Annotated in this window: 16 protein-coding genes and 1 pseudogene; 5 read left to right on the forward strand and 12 right to left on the reverse strand. The window is 62.1% G+C overall.

Going from position 1 to position 17690, the window contains the following annotated elements:
* Positions 1-2: 2 nt before the first annotated feature.
* The 5 genes from AC0IW7_RS03730 to AC0IW7_RS03750 all read right to left on the reverse strand — a co-directional run bounded on the left by AC0IW7_RS03730 (position 3) and on the right by AC0IW7_RS03750 (position 5203).
* A complete protein-coding gene (locus tag AC0IW7_RS03730) occupies positions 3-833 on the reverse strand; it encodes an ABC transporter permease (RefSeq protein WP_463551492.1) in 831 nt (276 codons plus the stop codon).
* A gap of 1 nt (position 834) precedes the next feature.
* Positions 835-1743 (reverse strand): ABC transporter permease, encoded by a 909-nt coding sequence (locus AC0IW7_RS03735; RefSeq protein WP_463551491.1) that lies wholly within the window; start codon positions 1741-1743, stop codon positions 835-837.
* A 143-nt stretch (positions 1744-1886) separates the two neighbouring features.
* Positions 1887-3029, reverse strand: a complete 1143-nt coding sequence (locus AC0IW7_RS03740) for an ABC transporter substrate-binding protein (protein WP_471815834.1) — start codon at positions 3027-3029, stop codon at positions 1887-1889.
* Positions 3030-3089: 60 nt separating this feature from the next.
* The gene (locus AC0IW7_RS03745) at positions 3090-4208 is read right to left on the reverse strand and encodes an ABC transporter ATP-binding protein (protein WP_471815836.1); all 1119 of its coding nucleotides are present in this window, start codon (positions 4206-4208) and stop codon (positions 3090-3092) included.
* 173 nt (positions 4209-4381) lie between these two features.
* On the reverse strand, positions 4382-5203 hold the full coding sequence (locus tag AC0IW7_RS03750) for a LuxR C-terminal-related transcriptional regulator (protein ID WP_471815838.1): 822 nt from the start codon (positions 5201-5203) through the stop codon (positions 4382-4384).
* Between the two features lie 260 nt (positions 5204-5463).
* On the opposite strand from AC0IW7_RS03750, the gene AC0IW7_RS03755 reads away from it, so the two are divergent.
* Both AC0IW7_RS03755 and AC0IW7_RS03760 read left to right on the forward strand, forming a co-directional pair.
* Complete coding sequence (locus tag AC0IW7_RS03755; protein ID WP_471815840.1) at positions 5464-6462, forward strand: response regulator; 999 nt, start codon at positions 5464-5466, stop codon at positions 6460-6462.
* 10 nt (positions 6463-6472) lie between these two features.
* A complete protein-coding gene (locus tag AC0IW7_RS03760) occupies positions 6473-6907 on the forward strand; it encodes a PAS domain-containing protein (protein ID WP_122492929.1) in 435 nt (144 codons plus the stop codon).
* 113 nt (positions 6908-7020) lie between these two features.
* On the opposite strand, the gene AC0IW7_RS03765 is transcribed toward AC0IW7_RS03760, so the two are convergent.
* The 3 genes from AC0IW7_RS03765 to AC0IW7_RS03775 all read right to left on the reverse strand — a co-directional run bounded on the left by AC0IW7_RS03765 (position 7021) and on the right by AC0IW7_RS03775 (position 9718).
* Positions 7021-8349: a DEAD/DEAH box helicase gene (locus AC0IW7_RS03765; protein ID WP_471815841.1), complete on the reverse strand. Its 1329-nt coding sequence runs from the start codon at positions 8347-8349 to the stop codon at positions 7021-7023.
* 55 nt (positions 8350-8404) lie between these two features.
* The gene (locus AC0IW7_RS03770; RefSeq protein ID WP_471815843.1) at positions 8405-9016 is read right to left on the reverse strand and encodes a 3'-5' exonuclease; all 612 of its coding nucleotides are present in this window, start codon (positions 9014-9016) and stop codon (positions 8405-8407) included.
* A gap of 186 nt (positions 9017-9202) precedes the next feature.
* Positions 9203-9718: an NYN domain-containing protein gene (locus tag AC0IW7_RS03775; RefSeq protein WP_471816115.1), complete on the reverse strand. Its 516-nt coding sequence runs from the start codon at positions 9716-9718 to the stop codon at positions 9203-9205.
* A 118-nt stretch (positions 9719-9836) separates the two neighbouring features.
* Here AC0IW7_RS03775 and AC0IW7_RS03780 point away from each other — a divergent pair, with 118 nt between their 5' ends.
* Both AC0IW7_RS03780 and AC0IW7_RS03785 read left to right on the forward strand, forming a co-directional pair.
* Positions 9837-10496 carry a YciC family protein gene (locus tag AC0IW7_RS03780; protein WP_471815845.1) on the forward strand — a complete coding sequence of 220 codons (660 nt, stop codon included), beginning with the start codon at positions 9837-9839 and terminating at the stop codon, positions 10494-10496.
* 43 nt (positions 10497-10539) lie between these two features.
* Positions 10540-10974 (forward strand): VOC family protein, encoded by a 435-nt coding sequence (locus AC0IW7_RS03785; RefSeq protein WP_471815847.1) that lies wholly within the window; start codon positions 10540-10542, stop codon positions 10972-10974.
* A 6-nt stretch (positions 10975-10980) separates the two neighbouring features.
* Here the strand turns inward: AC0IW7_RS03785 and AC0IW7_RS03790 are convergent, their stop codons facing one another.
* Positions 10981-11721: a substrate-binding periplasmic protein gene (locus AC0IW7_RS03790; RefSeq protein WP_471815849.1), complete on the reverse strand. Its 741-nt coding sequence runs from the start codon at positions 11719-11721 to the stop codon at positions 10981-10983.
* A gap of 182 nt (positions 11722-11903) precedes the next feature.
* Between AC0IW7_RS03790 and AC0IW7_RS03795 the strand changes: the two genes are divergently transcribed.
* Positions 11904-13007 (forward strand): endonuclease/exonuclease/phosphatase family protein, encoded by a 1104-nt coding sequence (locus AC0IW7_RS03795; protein ID WP_471815850.1) that lies wholly within the window; start codon positions 11904-11906, stop codon positions 13005-13007.
* Positions 13008-13072: 65 nt separating this feature from the next.
* Here AC0IW7_RS03795 and AC0IW7_RS03800 read toward each other — a convergent pair whose 3' ends face one another.
* The 3 genes and pseudogenes from AC0IW7_RS03800 to hrpB form a co-directional block, all read right to left on the reverse strand.
* A complete protein-coding gene (locus AC0IW7_RS03800) occupies positions 13073-13903 on the reverse strand; it encodes a methyl-accepting chemotaxis protein (RefSeq protein ID WP_471816117.1) in 831 nt (276 codons plus the stop codon).
* A 24-nt stretch (positions 13904-13927) separates the two neighbouring features.
* A pseudogene (locus tag AC0IW7_RS03805) lies at positions 13928-15028 on the reverse strand (HAMP domain-containing protein); the annotation flags it as partial.
* A gap of 14 nt (positions 15029-15042) precedes the next feature.
* Positions 15043-17577: an ATP-dependent helicase HrpB gene (gene hrpB, locus AC0IW7_RS03810; protein WP_471816119.1), complete on the reverse strand. Its 2535-nt coding sequence runs from the start codon at positions 17575-17577 to the stop codon at positions 15043-15045.
* Between the last annotated feature and the right edge of the window lie 113 nt (positions 17578-17690).

Below are 17690 nucleotides of genomic sequence, written 5' to 3' on the forward strand. Positions count from 1 at the left end.
CCTTACGCCGACACGCCGGCACGGCGGTTTTGCAAATAACGGGAGGTGAACAACAGCGCCAGAGAGGCGAGGATGATCACCGTGGATACGGCATTGATCTCCGGGGTAACGCCCCGGCGGATCGAGGAAAAAATGTAAATCGGCAAGGTGGTTTCCGACCCCGCGACGAAAAACGCGATGATGAAATCGTCAAAGCTGAAGGTGAACGCCAGCAGAAAACCGGCCATGATCGCCGGCGCAATCTGCGGCAGAATCACTCGCCAGAAGGTTTCCAGCGGCGGCGCGTAGAGGTCGGCCGAGGCTTCGAGCAGCGATTTATCCAGCGCATCGACCCGCGTGCGCACAATCACCATCACCAGCGCCATGGTGAACAGCGAGTGCGCCGCCACCACGGTGAAAAAGCCCATGCGCAGTTTCGGAATGCCCATGTCCAGCGCCGCCAGCAGCGGGTTGAACAGGTCAAACAAGGTGATAAAGGCGATCAGCGTGGCGATGCCAATCACAATGCCGGGCACGATGATCGCGCAGTACGTCAGCGCATCGAACAGCATGCGCACGCGGCCGCTCACGCGCTGCAAGCCGAACACCGCCAAGGTTCCAAACAGCGTCGCCAGCGTGGCCGAGCACAGTGCGATCAGCGCGCTGTTGCCCAGCGCTTCCATGATGAACGGGTTTTCAAACGCCCGGCCAAACCACTGCGTGGAACAGCATTCGAACGACAGGCCGCTGCGCCCGGCGTTGAAGCTGAACAACATGATCAGGGCGATGGGCGCATACAGAAACAGGTACACCGACGTGGAATAGCCACGCAGCCATAACGCTTTGTCGTTCATGTCAGAGCATCCCGTCTTGCTGGCGGCCGCCGTAGCGCGCCACCAGTTTCAGATACACCGCGATAATCGCCAGCATCATCGCCACCAGGGTCATGGCCACCGCGCTGCCAAACGGCCAGTTGCGCGATTGCAGAAACAAGTCGACCAGCGCGTTGCCGACAAAGAACACCTTGCCGCCGCCCAAAATCGCCGGAATCAGAAACTCGCCCATCAGCAGGATGAACACCAGCATCACGCCGGTAATCACGCCCGGCGCAGACAACGGCAAGGTCACGCGGCGAAAGGTTTCCAGCGCGCCGGCGCCCAGGTCGTGGGACGCCTCGAGCAAGCGCTTATCGAGTTTTTCCAGGCTCACGTAGATGGGAAACACCATCAGCGGCAAATAGCCGTAGACGATGCCGATCAGCACGGCGGTTGGCGTGTTGATCAGGCGCACATCGTCCAGCCCGAGGCTGGCCAGCAGCGCGGGAATGCCTTTGCCGCTGAGGATGAAAATCCACGCGTAGGTGCGGATCAGAAAGCTGGTCCAGAACGGCACGATCACCAACGTCAGCAGCAGCGAGCGGTTGCGCCGCACCTTTACCGCGAGGAAATACGCCAGCGGATACGCCGCCAGCAGGCACACCAACGTGCCCAGCGGCGCCAGGATTAAGGTATTGCTGAACGCCGCCGCGCGCGAGGCCAGATTTAGGTAATTGGCAAAGGTAAACGCCGGGCTGTAGCCGCCGACGGCGCTGCGCTCGCCGACGCTGAACAGCAGAATGACCACCAGCGGCATCAACAGCAGCAGCACGAACCACAGCGTCGAGGGCAACAGCAGCAGCCAGGTGATACGCCGACCGAGGCTGGCCGGTCGCGCCGGGGCAGGCGCGGCCGCCGTGGAGAGCGGTGCGCTAACGGCAATGTTCATGGGGGAGTCCTTGGGCATATGTCAGTCTCACTCGGTCAGCCCCCTCTCCCTCTGGGAGAGGGTTGGGGTGAGGGTGCTTGCCAGCAAAACCCTCTCCCTAACCCTCTCCCGCAAGCGGGCAGAGGGGACAGACCGTGGTGGCGTTACGCGGCTTTGAACCGCGCCATCAATTCCGCCCGCACGGGGCTGGTGAGGGTTGCCGCAGCGCCAAATTCCAGGGCACTGAGCAGTTCGGCGGCCGGGTACATGATCGGGTCGCTGAGCATTTCTTTGGGCAGCAACGCATCCACGCGTTTGTCGCCGCTCGGGTAGCCGTGGGCTTCCACTTCCAGCTTGTTCACCTGCGGGTTGAGCAGGAAATTGATAAAGGCGTAGGCCGCGTCGCGGTGCTCGGCGTCTTTGGGAATGGCGAAGAAGTCGCTCCACAATTCGCCGCCTTCCTTGCCCAGGGTGAATTGCAGGTTCGGCAGGTCGCGGTGCAACTGCGAGCCGTCGCCGGTCCAGCACATGGACATCCACGCGTCGCCGCTGCGCATGCTCGGTTGGTAGTCGGAGTTGATGGCGAACAGGTGCGGTTTCACTTCGATGAGCAGCTTTTCCGCGTCGGCCAGTTCTTTCTCATCCAGCGAGTTGAAGCTGTAACCGAACGACTTCAGCGCGTTGCCAATGGCCGTCAGCTGATAGTCGTGGACCATGACGCGGCCGGTGGCCGGGCCTTTGGCCAGGTCCCAGAATTCTTTCCAGGACGTGGGCTTGCCTTTGATTTTCTGGTCGTCGTAAACAAAACCGGTGGTGCCCCAGTTCTTCGGCACGGCGTACACCTTGCCGTTGACGATGCCCTGTTCCATAAAGCGTTTTTCGTAGGCGTTGGGGTCGAAGTTGCTCAGGCGCGTGAGGTCCAGCGGCTCGATCAAGCCCAGCTCCACGTAGGTGCTGATGGTGTAGTTGGTGGGCACGAACACATCCCAGCCGCTGCCACCGGCTTGCAGCTTGGCGAGCATTTCTTCGTTGGAACCGAACACGCTCATTTGCACCTTCGCGCCGGTCTGGCTGGCGAAAGCTTCGAGGTTTTTCGCGTTGTGGTAGTTGGGCCAGGTGGCGATGGCGACGCGGTCGCCGATGGCGCCTTTTTCGGCAGCGAAAGCGTTGCTGGTGAGCACGCCGGGCATGTTGGTGGCGACCACTGCGGCGGCCACGCCCAGGCCGGTACGGCCGAGGAAGTCGCGACGGGTGATTGAGCCGTTCTGCCAGCTACGCATCGTTTTTATGAAGTCTTTGCCATCCATCGGTCATCCCCTTAAACGTGTCGGTTAGTTATTGGTGCACCTGCTGAACTGCGCTGCCTATCAAACCCCCATCGCCAAGCCATTGGCCTGGTCCCATCCAATCTGCACGGCGGCGCCGTGTTCGAAACTTGCCTGGTTGTGTTCGCGCACTCGCGGCACGCGCACGCAGACGATGCCGAAGGGATCGGTGCGCACGCGGTATTCGGTGAGGTTGCCCAGGTAAATGCGGTCTTCGACGCGCCCGTTCAGGGTCACTTCGCGGCCCAGCGGCGTGTTGGCGGCGCCGATGCTGATCAGCTCCGGGCGCACGGCAATGCAGCCTTCCACTTGCGGGCTCAAGGCCACGCCGCTCGGGCTGCGCGGGCTGCTTAGTTGCAGGCCTTGGGCGGTTTCCAGCACCACGCTGTCGCCGTCGATGCGGCGCACGGTGCCGCTGAACAGGTTGGATTCACCGATAAAGTCGGCGACGTAACGGCTGGCGGGGGTTTCGTACAGTTGCTCGGGGCTGGCGGTCTGCACGATGAGGCCGTCCTGCATCACGCTGATGCTGTCGCTCATGGACAGCGCCTCTTCTTGGTCGTGGGTCACCAGCACGAAGGTGATGCCCACTTCCCGCTGTAAGCGCAGCAATTCGGACTGCATTTCCTTGCGCAACTTGCGGTCCAGCGCGGCGAGGGGTTCGTCGAGCAACAACACCGTTGGCTTGTTCACCAGTGCCCGGGCCAGGGCCACGCGTTGTTGTTGCCCGCCCGACAGCTCGCTCGGTTTGCGCTGCCCGTAGCCGCTCAAACGCACCATTTCCAGGGCTTCGTCGGCGAGGCGGCGCTGTTGTTTTTTGTCTGGACGCGGCGTTTGGTAGCGCAGGCCATAGGCGATGTTGTCGGCCACGCTCAGGTGCGGGAACAGCGCGTAGCTCTGGAACACCATGTTCACCGGCCGCTGGAACGCCGGCACGCCCGCCACTGAACGACCGGCGAGCAACACCTCGCCTTCGCACGGCTGCTCGAAGCCGGCAATCATGCGCAGGGTGGTGGTTTTGCCGCAGCCTGAGCTGCCGAGAAACGAATGAAAGGCGCCGCGCCGCACCTGGAAACTCACGCCGTTCACCGCCGGCGTGGCGCCGTAGCGCTTCACCACCTGACGGAATTCGATATCGAATGCTTGGCTGGAATCGCTCACCGTTCGCCCCTTTCTGGTTCTTATGTGCGTTGGGGAGAAACTAGCAACGGCGGTTTGCGGGCGTATATATCCCTTGAGGGATAGAGAGCGAATGAAAGCAAGCGCTCGAGGCTGAAGCCTCTCCTACAAAATCGCGATTCAGTGTGGGAGAGGCTTTAGCCTCGATTGATGGCTCACGAAGCGTGGCGCAAGGCGAACTCTTCGCCGCCCTCGGACCCGGCCAACTCGCGAATGAACAAGCCCAACAACTCAGCCTGGCTGCCAATCCCCAGCTTGGCGTAGATATTCTTGCGATGGATTTTCACCGTGCCCGGGCTGATTTCCAGATGCTCGGCCACCGAGGCGCTGGAGTGGCCGCGCAACAATAGCTGGACAATTTCCTGCTCGCGCGCGGTCAGGCTGTGGGCGCCGAACTGGTCGAAGGCCGCGCGAATTTTGTGGTCGAGGTCTTGTGCCGGGCGTTGCACCCGGCACTCTTGCCACGCTTCCCGCACCACCTCGGTGACCACCGCTTCGGCACATTCCAGCAGCTGCACTTCGTCGCGGCTGAACGCTGGACTGGTGGTGCTGCGCATCAGCGACAGAACGGCCTTGGCGCCGTCAGCGAGGTCGACGAAAAACGCCACTTCCTCGGCCAACCCGGTGAGTTGGTAATAGTTGAGGTAATACTCGCCGAGGTAAAAGTGGTCCGGCGCGAATTGGCGCAGACGCCACAGGCCAGGCGGCTGATTGCGGGTGCAGGCGAGGTAGAACGGGTCCAGCAAATAGGGGCCAACTTGGTAGTCGTCGACGTAGATTTTGCGTTTGTCCGCGGCAAAGGTGTCGAACAGCGCCAGCGGGCGGTGGTTGCCTTCATAGATGAAGAGCACGAAATGGTCGACCGGGCAGATTTGCTTCAACCATTGGCTCAGGCCCAGCAAGCGCGGCCGGCCGGTTGGCAAGGTGAGCAAATGGGCGAATCCGGTGGTCCAGTGTTTCAGGTCCTTGTGGCGCATAGCGGTGGTGCTTCAGCCAATGTTCAGAATAGCGAACGAGAATGCAGGTTTTGCGCCATTATCCTGAAACCCCCAGCCTGGCGCCCGATGGCGCTTTTAACCGGCTCGGTAATGCACCAGCATGGGCCAATCGGCACCAGTAAACGTCACTGCAGGTAACGCCTGCTCCGCTGAGCGGCAACCAGCACTGACGACTATGCTTGCTTTCATTCGGCCGGCGGATGGCCGCATTTCTTCTTGCTCATGGTGGTAATGCGATAGTGATTCCTCTGTTGGTCTGCGACGACTCCATGATGGCCCGCAAGCAGTTGATCCGCTCACTCCCAGCGGATTGGCCGGTGTCCATCACCCAGGCCGCCCATGGTCAGGAAGCCATGCAGGCGATTCGCCAAGGCCTCGGCCAGGTGGTGTTGCTCGACCTGACCATGCCGGTGATGGACGGCTACGAAGTACTTGCCGCCCTGCGAGCTGAAGGCCTGGCGGCCAGTGTGGTGGTGGTTTCGGGTGATGTGCAGGAAGAAGCGATGCGCCGCGTGTTGGAGTTGGGCGCGCTGGCCTTCATCAAAAAACCAGCCGAACCGGAAAAGCTGCGCGAAACCCTGCAACGCTTGAACTTACTCGGCCAGCCTGCCCCGCCCGCTGAAGTGCCGCTGCGCCCGGCCTTTGAGCTGAAAGTGAACTTCCGCGATGCCCTGCGTGAAATCACCAACGTGGCCATGGGCCGCGCCGCCGCGTTGCTGGCCAAGGTGCTGGGGGTGTTTGTCGAGCTGCCGGTGCCGACCGTCAACATTTTCGAAGTCAGCGAATTGCACATGACCCTGGCCGATGCCCAACGCGGCGAGCGCTACAGCGCGTTGTGCCAGGGTTTCATCGGCGACGGCATCGCTGGCGAGGCGCTGCTGCTGTTTCACGACTCGGAAATTGCCGATATCGGCCGCCTGTTCAAGTGGCAGCCCAAGGACGAACACGATGTGTCGGAAATGCTCCTGGACCTGGCGAGCATTCTGATCGGTGCTTGCCTGAGCGGCATTTCCGAGCAGATCGACGTACGCTTTTCCCAAGGCCACCCGCAACTGCTCGGCCTGCACAGCTCGATTGAAAGTTTGATCACGGTGAACAAACAGCGCTGGCGCAAAACCCTGGCGGTGGAAATCAGCTACAGCCTGGAAGGCCACAACGTGCACTTCGACTTGCTGCTGCTGTTTACCGAAGATTCGATTCAGCGCCTGACTTACAAAATCAATTACCTGATGAACTGAGACCCGGCCCATGCCTGCGCAGATCGACATCAAAGAAGTTCACTGGCTGCTGGATATCGTGCAATGCATCGATGTGGGCGTGATCGTGCTCGACCGCCAGTACCGCGTGGAAGTGTTTAACAGCTTTATGGAAAACCACTCCGGCTTGGGCCCGGATGAGGTGCACGGCAAGTCGTTATTCGACTTGTTTAAGGAAATTGACGAAGACTGGTTTCGGCGCAAGGTCGACACTGTGGTCACCCTCGGCACGCGGGCGTTCAGCCTGTGGGAACAGCGGCCGTACCTGGTGCATTTCAAGAACTACCAACCGATCACCGGCCGCGCCGACTTTATGTACCAGAACGTCACCCTGCTGCCGCTGGCCTCTAGCGGCGGGCAGGTGGAGCACATTTGCGTGGTGATCTACGACGCGACTGAGGCGGCGGTGCATAAGCGCGTGTCCTGAGCCCACGCCAATTCTAATTTATGTAGGAGCCAGCTTGCTGGCGAACCCTGGAAACTCCGACTTCCGATGTTTGCAGGGTTCGCCAGCAAGCTGGCTCCTACAAAAAGGCAGCGTTATTTCTTCTTGCGCGGCCCCGTATTAAAGCTCGGCACCTTGCGTATCGCTTTCACCGGTGCGTCTAGCGGCTCGGCGCTTTCGGTCCATTTGCCCAGGGTTTTCTTGCCGCCACCGCCGCCGGTTTTTGGCTTTTTCGGTTTCTTCGGTTTTTTCAGCACCTGGCCGGTGGGGTCGGTCACCGGTACGCGGTGCTCGGGTTCGAAGTCTTGCTCTTCGCTGCGTTGCAAGGTCTGGCGGGTGAGCACTTCAATGGCCGACAGCAGCTGCACTTCATCGGCACACACCAGCGATATCGCCTGACCACTGTTGCCCGCGCGGCCGGTGCGGCCGATGCGGTGCACGTAGTCTTCGGCCACGATGGGCAGGTCGAAGTTGACCACCAGCGGCAGGTCGTCGATGTCCAGGCCGCGCGCCGCCACGTCGGTGGCGACCAGTATTTGCACCTCACGGTTTTTGAACCGATCCAGGGCGCGCTGACGCGTGGCCTGGGGTTTGTCGCCGTGGATGCCATCAGCGTTGACGCCTTGCTGCTGCAGCATTTCGCAGAGCTGATCGACACCGTTACGGGTTTTGGCGAACACCAGTACCTGGCCCCAGCGGTGCTTTTTAAGCAGGTGGGAAAACAGCTCCGACTTGCGCTTTTTATCCACCGGGATAATCCACTGCTTCACGCTGCTGGCCGCCACGTTGCGCGGGCTCACTTCGATGCTCAGCGGGTCGTTGAGGGTGTTGCCGGCGAGCGCGCGAATGGCGTCCGAGAAGGTGGCGGAGAACAGCAAGGTCTGGCGTTTTTTCGGCAGCGCCGCGTAGATATCGCGCAGTTCTTCAGAGAAACCCAAGTCGAGCATGCGGTCGGCTTCGTCGAGGATCAGGGTTTGCAGCTGGCCGAACTTGATGGCGTTCTGGCGGAACAAATCGAGCAGCCGCCCCGGCGTGGCGACCAGAATATCGACGCCTTTGCGCAGCTTCATCATCTGCGGGTTGATGCTCACCCCGCCGTACACCGCATAGGTGGTCAGTGGCAGATTCTGGCCATACAGACGAATGCTTTCGTGCACCTGCTCAGCCAGCTCGCGGGTCGGACACAGCACCAGCGCGCGCACCGAGTTGCTGGAAACGGTCGGCCCTTCGAGGGTCAAGCGCTGCAGCAGCGGCAAGGCGAAACCGGCGGTTTTGCCGGTGCCGGTCTGGGCGGCGGCCATCAGGTCACGGCCGGCCAGCACGGCTGGAATGGCCTGGGCCTGAATCGGCGACGGGGTTTTGTAGTCGAGCGCTTCGAGCGCGCGCAGCAGGGGTTCGATCAGACCAAGGGCGGCGAAAGTCATAAGGGTAACCAGGGGGCGTTGCCAGGAAAGCGCGCAGTTTACCCTGTCCGCTTCTTCAGGCGTTACGCGCCAGTTTCAGCGCTTCGCCAATTTTCGCGGCCGGCACTTTTTGCAGGCGGCACAGCAGGTTGTGGGAGATGGCTTGAATGCCATGCTGGTCGCGCAGTTGGCCGGTCATAAACAGCGTGAGATTGGCGGCCATTTCGGCGTCGGCCATGGCCCGGTGAGCCTTGCCAGTCACGGGCAAGCGCGCCCAGCTATTGAGCGTACCGAGCTTATGATTCGGCGCCTGCGGCAACAGCCGACGCGCCAGGAGCATGGAACAGGCGAAGGTTTGCCGACGCTGACGGCGGATCAGCGCCAGTTCGGCGTCCCAGAATTTTTGGTCGAACGAGGCGTTGTGCGCCACCAGCGGAATGTCGCCAACGAACTCGGCCACCGCCTCCATCACCTCATCGGCCGGCGGCGCGGCGTGCAACATGGCGTTGCTGATGCCGGTCAGGTTCTCAATGAACGGAGGCACCCACACGCCCGTTTTCATCAGGCTTTGAAAGCGCCCAACAATGCGCCCGTCTTCGACGATCACCGCCGCAATTTCAGTCGCACGGCAACTCTGGCCAGGGGAAATGCCGGTGGTTTCAAAGTCGATTACAGCGATGGGTTCCACGGTCGGTCTCGGCGGTTTCAACGGCCGCGTAGGTTAACAGCGTTTTCGCCTTCTAACGCCGCTCAAGGCCGAGCGAGCTAGAGCTGCGCAAGGCAAAAATGGTTTTTGAAGCGCAGTTGGCTGTAGCCAATGAGCATTCAAAAAGCATTTTTAACGCCGCGCAGCCGACGCGCAGCCGGCCGGTAGTTACCGCAGCAGTAGCGCGCCTTCGATCGGAACGTAACGTGTGGCCGCCCGCACCAATGACTGCGCCGTCAGCCCAGGCACGCCGTAGGCCACGGCTTCAGTACCGTAGCTGCGAACCTTGTCGAGCAGCATGTCGAAGTCACCATCGCCCGAGGCCAGCACCACGCAGTCGACGCGCTGGGCGGCGTCCATGATGTCGATGGTGATGCCCACGTCCCAGTCGCCTTTGGCCGAGCCGTCGCTGCGTTGGATGTAGGGTTTGAGCCGCACGGTAAAGCCGAGGTTGCGCAGAATTTGCTGGAATTGCTGCTGCTTGGGATCGCCACGGTCGATGGCGTAGGCGTACGCCTCGACGATTTCCCCGTACTGGGCGATGTCTGCCCATAGCGCCGAGTAGTTGAAGTGGCAGCCATGGGCCTGACGTACGGTGTAGTAAAGGTTCTGCACATCGGCGAACACGGCAATTCTTTTCACCAGCCTGACTCCTGGGCGGCCAAAGTGTGGGCAGTATGCCATCACCGCGTAGGAAATAGCCGAAGCAATCTGCCAACCGGTCGCCACAATTGGCCCGTTGGTGCACCGCCGCCCTTCGGCTACAGTGGCGGCCTTGCTCCTGCTGCCGTGACCGTTTGCGATGAATCCTTTTCCCGTTATCCGCGATGCCTGGTTCTTTTTCAGCCGTAACCTGCTGAGCATCGCCCTGCTCTGTTTGCCGCTGATCATGTTGGAAAGCCTGGCGCAATACGCCTTGGCCAGCGCCAGCGGGCCGGATACCTCGCCGGCTTACAGCGTGGTGATCGGCTTGTTTTTCTACCCGTTGTACACCGGCTCGCTGATTATTTTCCTGGCGGCGCGCAGCAGTGGTGAACAGCCGGCGCTCAGCAATGTGTGGGCACTGGCCCTCAGCCTGTGGCCGCGCTTTGCGGTGCTGGCGGCGCTCAGCACGTTGTTGATCATGGTGGGCATCAGCCTGATGGTGATTCCCGGCTTGTATGTGATCGTCAAGCTGGCCTTTTCCGAATACCTGCTGGTGCTGCGTGGCCTCAGCCCGCTGGCGGCGATGCGGGACAGCTTCAGCCAAACCAACGGCCATTTCGCGCGGATTCTGCTGTGCGTGCTCTGCGTGATGGTGCCGCTCTGGGCGCTGGATCTGCTGAGCTTCAACCTCGCTGGCAAAAACAACGAGCTGATTATGTTCGTGCTGGATTGCGCCAACGGCTTCCTGCAGTTGTTCGCCAGTGTGGTGACGTTCCGGCTGTTTATGCTGATCAGCAGCGAAACGGCGCGCGGCTGATTTCCAGCTAGGCTTGGGACATGCGTTTTGCGGAGCCCACGCCATGGCCGAGAGCAATCCCAGCGTCCTTTCCCACGTGTCTGTTGGCACGAATCACTTCGAACGCGCGGTGATCTTTTATGACCGGGTGCTGGCGACCCTGGGTTGCCAGCGGCTGTTGGAGCATCCCGGCGCCGTGGCGTACGGCCGCATGTACCCCGAGTTCTGGCTGCAAACCCCCTTCGACGAGCAGCCCGCCACGGTCGGCAACGGCACGCACATTGGCTTTGTCGCCCAAGACAAAGCCTCGGTAGACGCCTTCTACGCCGCTGCCCTCAACGCCGGTGCCAGCGCTGATGGCCCACCCGGCCCGCGTCCGCACTATGGCGAGCAGTATTACGGCTGCTTCGTGCGCGACCTGGACGGTCACAAAATCGAGGCCACTTATTGGGAAGCGACCTCGCTGTATGAAATCTATGTGGAGCCTCCCGCGGGCTGAAGCGCCCTAGCGCTGCGCCTGGTAACGCTTGGCCTGGCGCGTGATCCAGCCTTCCGCCAGCATTTTCTTCAAGGCCGCGCTCATCAGCGCTTGCTCGCTGGACTGCTCCAGCACGCGGGAAAAACCAATAAACAGTTCTGTTTTTGCCAGGGGCTGATAGCGGGTCTTGGCGATGGTGGCGGCGTACTGCGGCTGCAGCAGTTCATAGTCGACCTGGCAGTCGGTGCCAATAAACGCGGCCAACCTTCCGCGCAGCAGCATTTGCAGCAATTGTTGCTCGTTGTTGACGCCGTGCTTGATCAACGTGGAGTCGGAGTCGAACGGCTCGAAATAAACCGACTCATGGACGAAGCCAATCACTTTGCCTTGCAAGTCGGCATAGCGCTGCACCTGCCCGGCCGCCCCGCTGGCGGTGTAGAAGCGCGGTGCGCAGGCGTAATACGGGGTGGGCAAATACTGCACGTACTGTTCACGGTCGGCAGTTTTCGCCAGGCCAATCATCAGGTCGGCGCGGCCTTGTTGCAGGTCCGCCAGGCCTCGCGCCCACGGCGCCCGCTGGATGTCGAAACGCAGCCCGCTGCGGCGCTCGACTTCGTTCAGCACGTCGATGTCCAGCCCAACCAGCTTGCCCTGCGCATCGAGCATGCGAAACGGCGGCCAGAGATCGGTCATCACCCGCAACGGCGCGCGCTCGGCAGCAACCACGAGCTGGCACAGCACAGTGAGCAGCAACAGAGCCCAGCGCATTTATCATCCTTAATAAGAGGCCCGCACCCTTGGCCCGGGCGGGATTGCCGAAGAGATCGTACAACCGCGGCGTAATCTACAGTGCTGTCTATGACATTCGCCAGCCACCCGGGCCATTTGGGCTAAACGCTGTGCTCGGTTATGCTCCGGTTCGCATCTTTCTCGCCAATTGGCCACTGCTCATGCCTGTGTTACGCCCGTTTCCGTTCCGAAAACTACTGCTGATCACCGTATTGTTTGCCGTCGCCCTTTGCGTGCTGGTGTACAGCATCACCTGGCACCCGGCCGACCGCGAGCCCGCTGCGCTGAGTTGCGAGGCGAACACCGCCACCTTGCAACCCGGTCAGGCGCTCAAGGTGGTGACTTGGAACGTGCAATACCTGGCCGGCAAGCGCTACGTGTTCTGGTACGACCTGGCCGACGGCAGCGGCCCCGACACCCGCCCCACCGCCGCGGACCTGGCCTACAGCCTGGACGAAGTGGTGCGCATCCTGCGTGATGAACAGGCCGATGTCGTGCTGCTGCAAGAGCTGCACGAGAACACCAAGGCCACCGATTACCAAGACCAGATGGCCCTGCTGCACGAGCGGCTGGCCGACCTTTATCCGTGCAGCAGCCAAGCGTTCTACTGGAAAGCCTCGTTTGTGCCGCACCCGAAAATTCGCGGCAGCGTCGGCATGAAACTCGGCACCCTGAGCCGTTACCGCATCAGCCAGGCCGAGCGTTTGCAGCTGCCTACGCCGCCGGCTGATCTGCTCACCCGCCAGTTCAACCTCAAGCGCGCCATGCTGGTCAGCTATCTGCCGATCCGCGACGGTGGCCAGATGGCCGTGATCAACACCCACCTGGATGCCTTCGCCCAGGGCGACGACACCATGCAACGGCAAGTGGCGATGATCGACGAGCAGCTGCACGCCTTGAACGTCGCCAATACGCCATGGTTGATCGGTGGGGATTTCAACCTGTTGCCGCCAGGCCAGTACGAACGCTTGTCCGAGCGGCAGCGCAGTTGGTATGCGCCGCAAAGCGAGTTGCAGGTGTTGGCTGGCAAGTACCCGATGATTCCGAGCCTTGAAGAAACCGGCGGCGCGAATCAGGCCGCGTGGTACACCCTTTTCCCCAACGACCCGCAGGCCACCGGCCCCGACCGCACCCTCGACTACCTCTTCCACAGCCCGATGCTGGCCCGCGTAGCGGCGAATGTTCGGCAGGTGGATACCTTGCGTATCTCCGATCACCTGCCGCTGGTGGCGCGGTTTTTGTTGCCGGAAAAGGCGCAGCCGTAACGCAAAAGCATCGCGGCTAATCGGAATGCCGCCCAGCCGATCAACAGAAGCCGGGCTCGCGTTGTTTAAATCCTGAAACTACGCACCAACTGGCTTAGCTGCGCGGTCTGCTGTTCCAGCTCTTTGCACGCCTGCAAGGTGGTGCGTAGGTTTTCGACGCCGTCCTGGTTGAGGGTGTTGATTTCGGTGATGTCCATGTTGATGGTTTCGACCACGGCGGTTTGTTCCTCGGTAGCCGTGGCGACCGACTGGTTCATGCCGTCGATTTCGTCGATGCGACTGGTCACGCTGCCCAACCGCTCACCCGCCAGATTGGCGACCTGCACGGTTTTGTCGCTCTGTTTCTGGCTTTCTTCCATGGTGCTGACGGCGCTGCGGGCGCCGGTTTGCAGCTCGTCGATCATCTGCTGAACCTGCTGCGCAGACTCTTGCGTGCGGTGCGCCAGGTTTCGCACTTCATCAGCCACCACGGCAAAACCGCGCCCCGCTTCACCGGCACGCGCGGCCTCGATGGCGGCGTTCAACGCCAGCAAGTTGGTCTGCTGGGAAATGCCGGTGATCACTTCGAGGATCTGGCCAATGTTGGCCGTCTTGGCGTTTAGCGTTTCGATGGTGCCGCACGACTCGCTGATTTTCTGCGACAGCTCGCGCATGGAACTGATCGACTGGCCCAGCACCTGCTGCCCTTCGGCGGACAAGGCGCTGGCGTCGGCCGAGCTTTCCGAGGCGACAGCCGCATTGCGGGCAATTTCATGGGCAGCAGCGCCCAGCTCGTTGATGGCCGCCGCCACGCTGGTGGTACGCGAGGCCTGTTGATCCGAGTTTTGCAGCGAGGCGTTCGACGCGGCCAACACGCGCGACACCACTTCGTTGACGTGTTGGGTCGCCGACGACACCTCTTTGATCGACTGGTGAATACGCTCAACGAAGCGGTTGAACGAGGTGCCCATCTGGCCGAACTCGTCCTGGCGCAACACCACCAGCCGCCGAGTCAGGTCGCCCTCGCCTTCGGCGATGTCCTGCATGGCTTTACCCATAACGAACAACGGCTGCATCAGCACGCGGATCAAGATGCTGAGCAAGGTGATGATGGCGATTACCGCAATCACGGTGGCCAAGGTGGCGGTCACGCGGAATTCCTTGAGCATCGAGAAGGCGAAAGACTGCTCCAGCGCCAAGCCCAGCTGCCAGTTTGCCGAGGCGATGCCTTGCATTGGCGTGAACTGCACCAGCATGTCTTCGCCATTGACTGTCACATCGCTGAGCCCGCTTTTGGCCACCAGACCGCTGCCCGGAAAAGCTTCACCGAGGGTTTTGAGGATCAGGTCTTTGTTGGGGTGAATCAGAATTTTGCCGTCGCTGCTGACGATAAATGCATGGCCGTGGCCATCGAAGTCCAGCGAGTTGATGGTGGCGCTGACGCTGCCCAAATCGATGTCGGCGCCGGCCACACCGATCACTTGCCCGCCTTGTTTAACGGGCGTGGCAACGGTAATCACCAGCTTGCCCGACGAGGCGGCGATGTAGGGTTCGGTGACCACGGTCTGCCCGGCGGCCATGGCGGCTTTGTACCAGCCACGCGCCCGAGGGTCGTAGTCTGCGGCCCGCGAGCCGGCCGGCACCGAGAACATCAGACCGTCTGCGCCGCCAAAATAGCTGAGCTGAAACGCCGCGCTGTACACCGGCAGGCCGACGATTTGTTTGAGGGTGTCGGGCGCTGCGCCTTGTGCGCTGATTTGTTGGGCCATGGAGTCAACCAGCGCCATGTTGCCACGCAGCCAGGTCTGAATATTGGAGGTGGTCAGTGCGCCCAATTCGCCCATGGAGCGCTCGGCATCGACGCGCAGCGTCTGCCGTTGTCGGTAGTCGTTGAACAGCACAAACACGGTGAAGGCAAACACCACGGTTAAACCTGCCGCCAACAAAATCTTGTGGCGAAACTTCAGATTGAGCGCCATACCATCATTCTCCACGGTGTTCGGCGAAACGGTTGAAGGGCAGCTATCGGCTGCCCTGGGCATTGCATGAGCGCCACTTAGCGGCGAGGTTTGGCGCGGGCGGTGGGCTCGGCGATCAGCGGGTCGTCAGGCCAGTAATGCTTGGGGTAACGCCCCTTCAATTCCTTTTTGACTTCGGCGTAGGTGCTGCGCCAGAAGTTGGCCAGGTCTTGCGTCACCTGCACCGGTTTGCGCCCTGGTGAGAGTAGATGCAGTTTCACCACCTGGCGGCCATCGGCAATGCGTGGCGTATCCGCCAGGCCGAACAGTTCTTGCATGCGCACCGCCAGCACGGGCGGCTCCTCGTTGTAATCGATGCCGATCCGCGAGCCGGACGGCACTTCAATGGCTTTCGGTGCGAGCTGTTCCAGACGCTGCGGCAGCGGCCAGGGCAGCAGCGTTTGCAGCATGTTGTGCAGGTCCAGCGCGGCGAAGTGGCTCAAGCGCGTGACCTTACCGAGATAAGGTTGCAGCCAGGTTTCCAGGCTCGCCAGCAAGGCCGCATCGCTGACGTCGGGCCATTCGCTGCTGGCGTTGTGGGCCAGGTCGAGGCGGCGCAACAAGGCGATGCGCGCTTGCCACTGGCGCAGCTCGGGCGTCCAGGACAACAGTTCCAGCCCTTTGCGCCGCACCAAGCCGAGCAAGGCGCGGCTGCGGGTGGCTTCGTCGAGGTCTGTCAGCGGCTCGCGGTTGAGCACCAGTTCGCCGACGCGCCATTGTCGTTCGGCTTTCAGCGCGCCTTGGCGTTCGTCCCACTCGAGTTCTTCGCGCACCGTTACCTGCTCGCGCAGCACGCTGTCGAACAGCGCCGGGTCAAGCTCGGCGGCCAGGTAGATGCGCTCTTCGCGCTGGCCCTGACGACTGCCCAATTCGGCGACCACCAGCCACGGCTGTTTCATCAGTGCATCCGGCTCACCAAACTGCGCGGCGCGGCCATTGGCCAAGCGATATTCGCCGCCGCCAGCGCGGCGTTGCTGGGCAACACGGTCGGGATAGGCGAAGGCCAGCAGTGCGCCCAGCCAGCGTGAATGCTCGGGGTCGCTGACCGGTTCGGTGGGTTTGCCGCGCAGGTAGGAACGGAATTGTTTGGCCAGTTGCCGGGCACGCTGCACGCCACCCTGCCCGCCTCGCTGGCCGCGCTCTTCGCCGCTGACCAGGGCCAGGCGGCTGTGCAAGTCCGCCCCGCCGCCGCGTTGGATGTCGCGCTCGCCGAGCAACGCGGCGATGTCGCAGGCCAAGTCGCCCAATCCCAAGGCCTGCCCGCGCAGCAGCAAATGGGCGATGCGCGGATGGGCCGGCAGCTCGGCCATGGCCTGACCGTGGGGCGTGAGCTGACCGTTCTGCTGCAAGGCACCGAGGCGCATGAGCAGGTCCTGCGCCTGGGCATAAGAAGCGCTGGGCGGGGCGTCGAGCCAGGCCAGTTCTTGCGGCGTCACGCCCCAGCGCGCCAGTTGCAGGGCCAGGCCGGCGAGATCGGCTTGCAGAATTTCCGCGCTGCCGTAGGCGGCCATTTGTTCGTGCTGGGCCTGGGACCACAGGCGATAACACACGCCCGGTTGCAAACGCCCGGCGCGGCCGGCGCGTTGGGTGGCGCTGGCGCGGGAGATGCGTTGGGTGTCGAGGCGGGTCATGCCGCTACCCGGATCGAAACGCGGCACGCGGGCGAAACCGGCGTCCACCACCACGCGCACGCCATCGATGGTCAGGCTGGTTTCGGCGATGTTAGTGGCGAGCACCACTTTGCGTTTGCCCTCGGGCGCAGGCTCGATAGCGGCGCGTTGGGCGCGCAGGTCCAGATCGCCATGCAATGGGCACAACAGAATGTCGCTGCGCCCTTGCAGCGCTTCGGCCAGTTGATCGTTAACCCGACGGATCTCGCCCTGCCCCGGCAAAAACACCAAGACGCTGCCGGGTTCGTCGGTCAGCGCTTGCAACACCGTTTGCACGGTGCGCGGTTCGATGCCTTCTTTGCCATACGGGCCGGCCGGCTGGAACGGACGGCCCCAGTGGGTTTCCACCGGGAACATGCGCCCTTCACTGCGCACCACCGGCGCGTTGTCCAACAGCGCCGACAAGCGCTCGCCTTCCAGCGTGGCCGACATCAGCAGCACTTTCAGCGGCGGGTCGTCGCGTAATAAGGCGCGGCCGTTGAGGGTGAGGGCCAGGGCCAAATCGGCGTCCAGGCTGCGCTCGTGGTATTCGTCAAAAATCACCAGCCCTACGCCTTCGAGCGCCGGGTCGTCTTGCAAACGGCGGGCGAGAATGCCCTCGGTCACCACTTCAATACGGGTGGCCGCGCTCACTTTGCTTTCCAGGCGAATGCGATAGCCGACGGTGCCGCCCACCGCTTCGCCCAGTTCACTGGCCAGCCGTTCGGCGGCGGCGCGTGCCGCGAGACGGCGCGGTTCGAGCATGATGATCGACTGCCCGGCCAACCAGCTTTCGTTGAGCAACGCCAAGGGCACGCGCGTGGTTTTACCGGCACCGGGCGGCGCTTCCAGCACGGCTTCGTGGCGCTCGGTTAGGGCCGCGCGCAGGGCAGGCAAAACAGCGTCGATGGGCAGCGGAGTCATGGACATGGAAAGGTCATTGGCGGCGTTCACAGTGGGGCGGCGAGTATACCGGCGAACGGCCAGTCGCTACCTGTGGTCTTAGCTGGGCAGCGCTTGCTGCGCCGGGCGTGCCT

This window comes from Pseudomonas sp. AC229 (assembly GCF_979254655.1).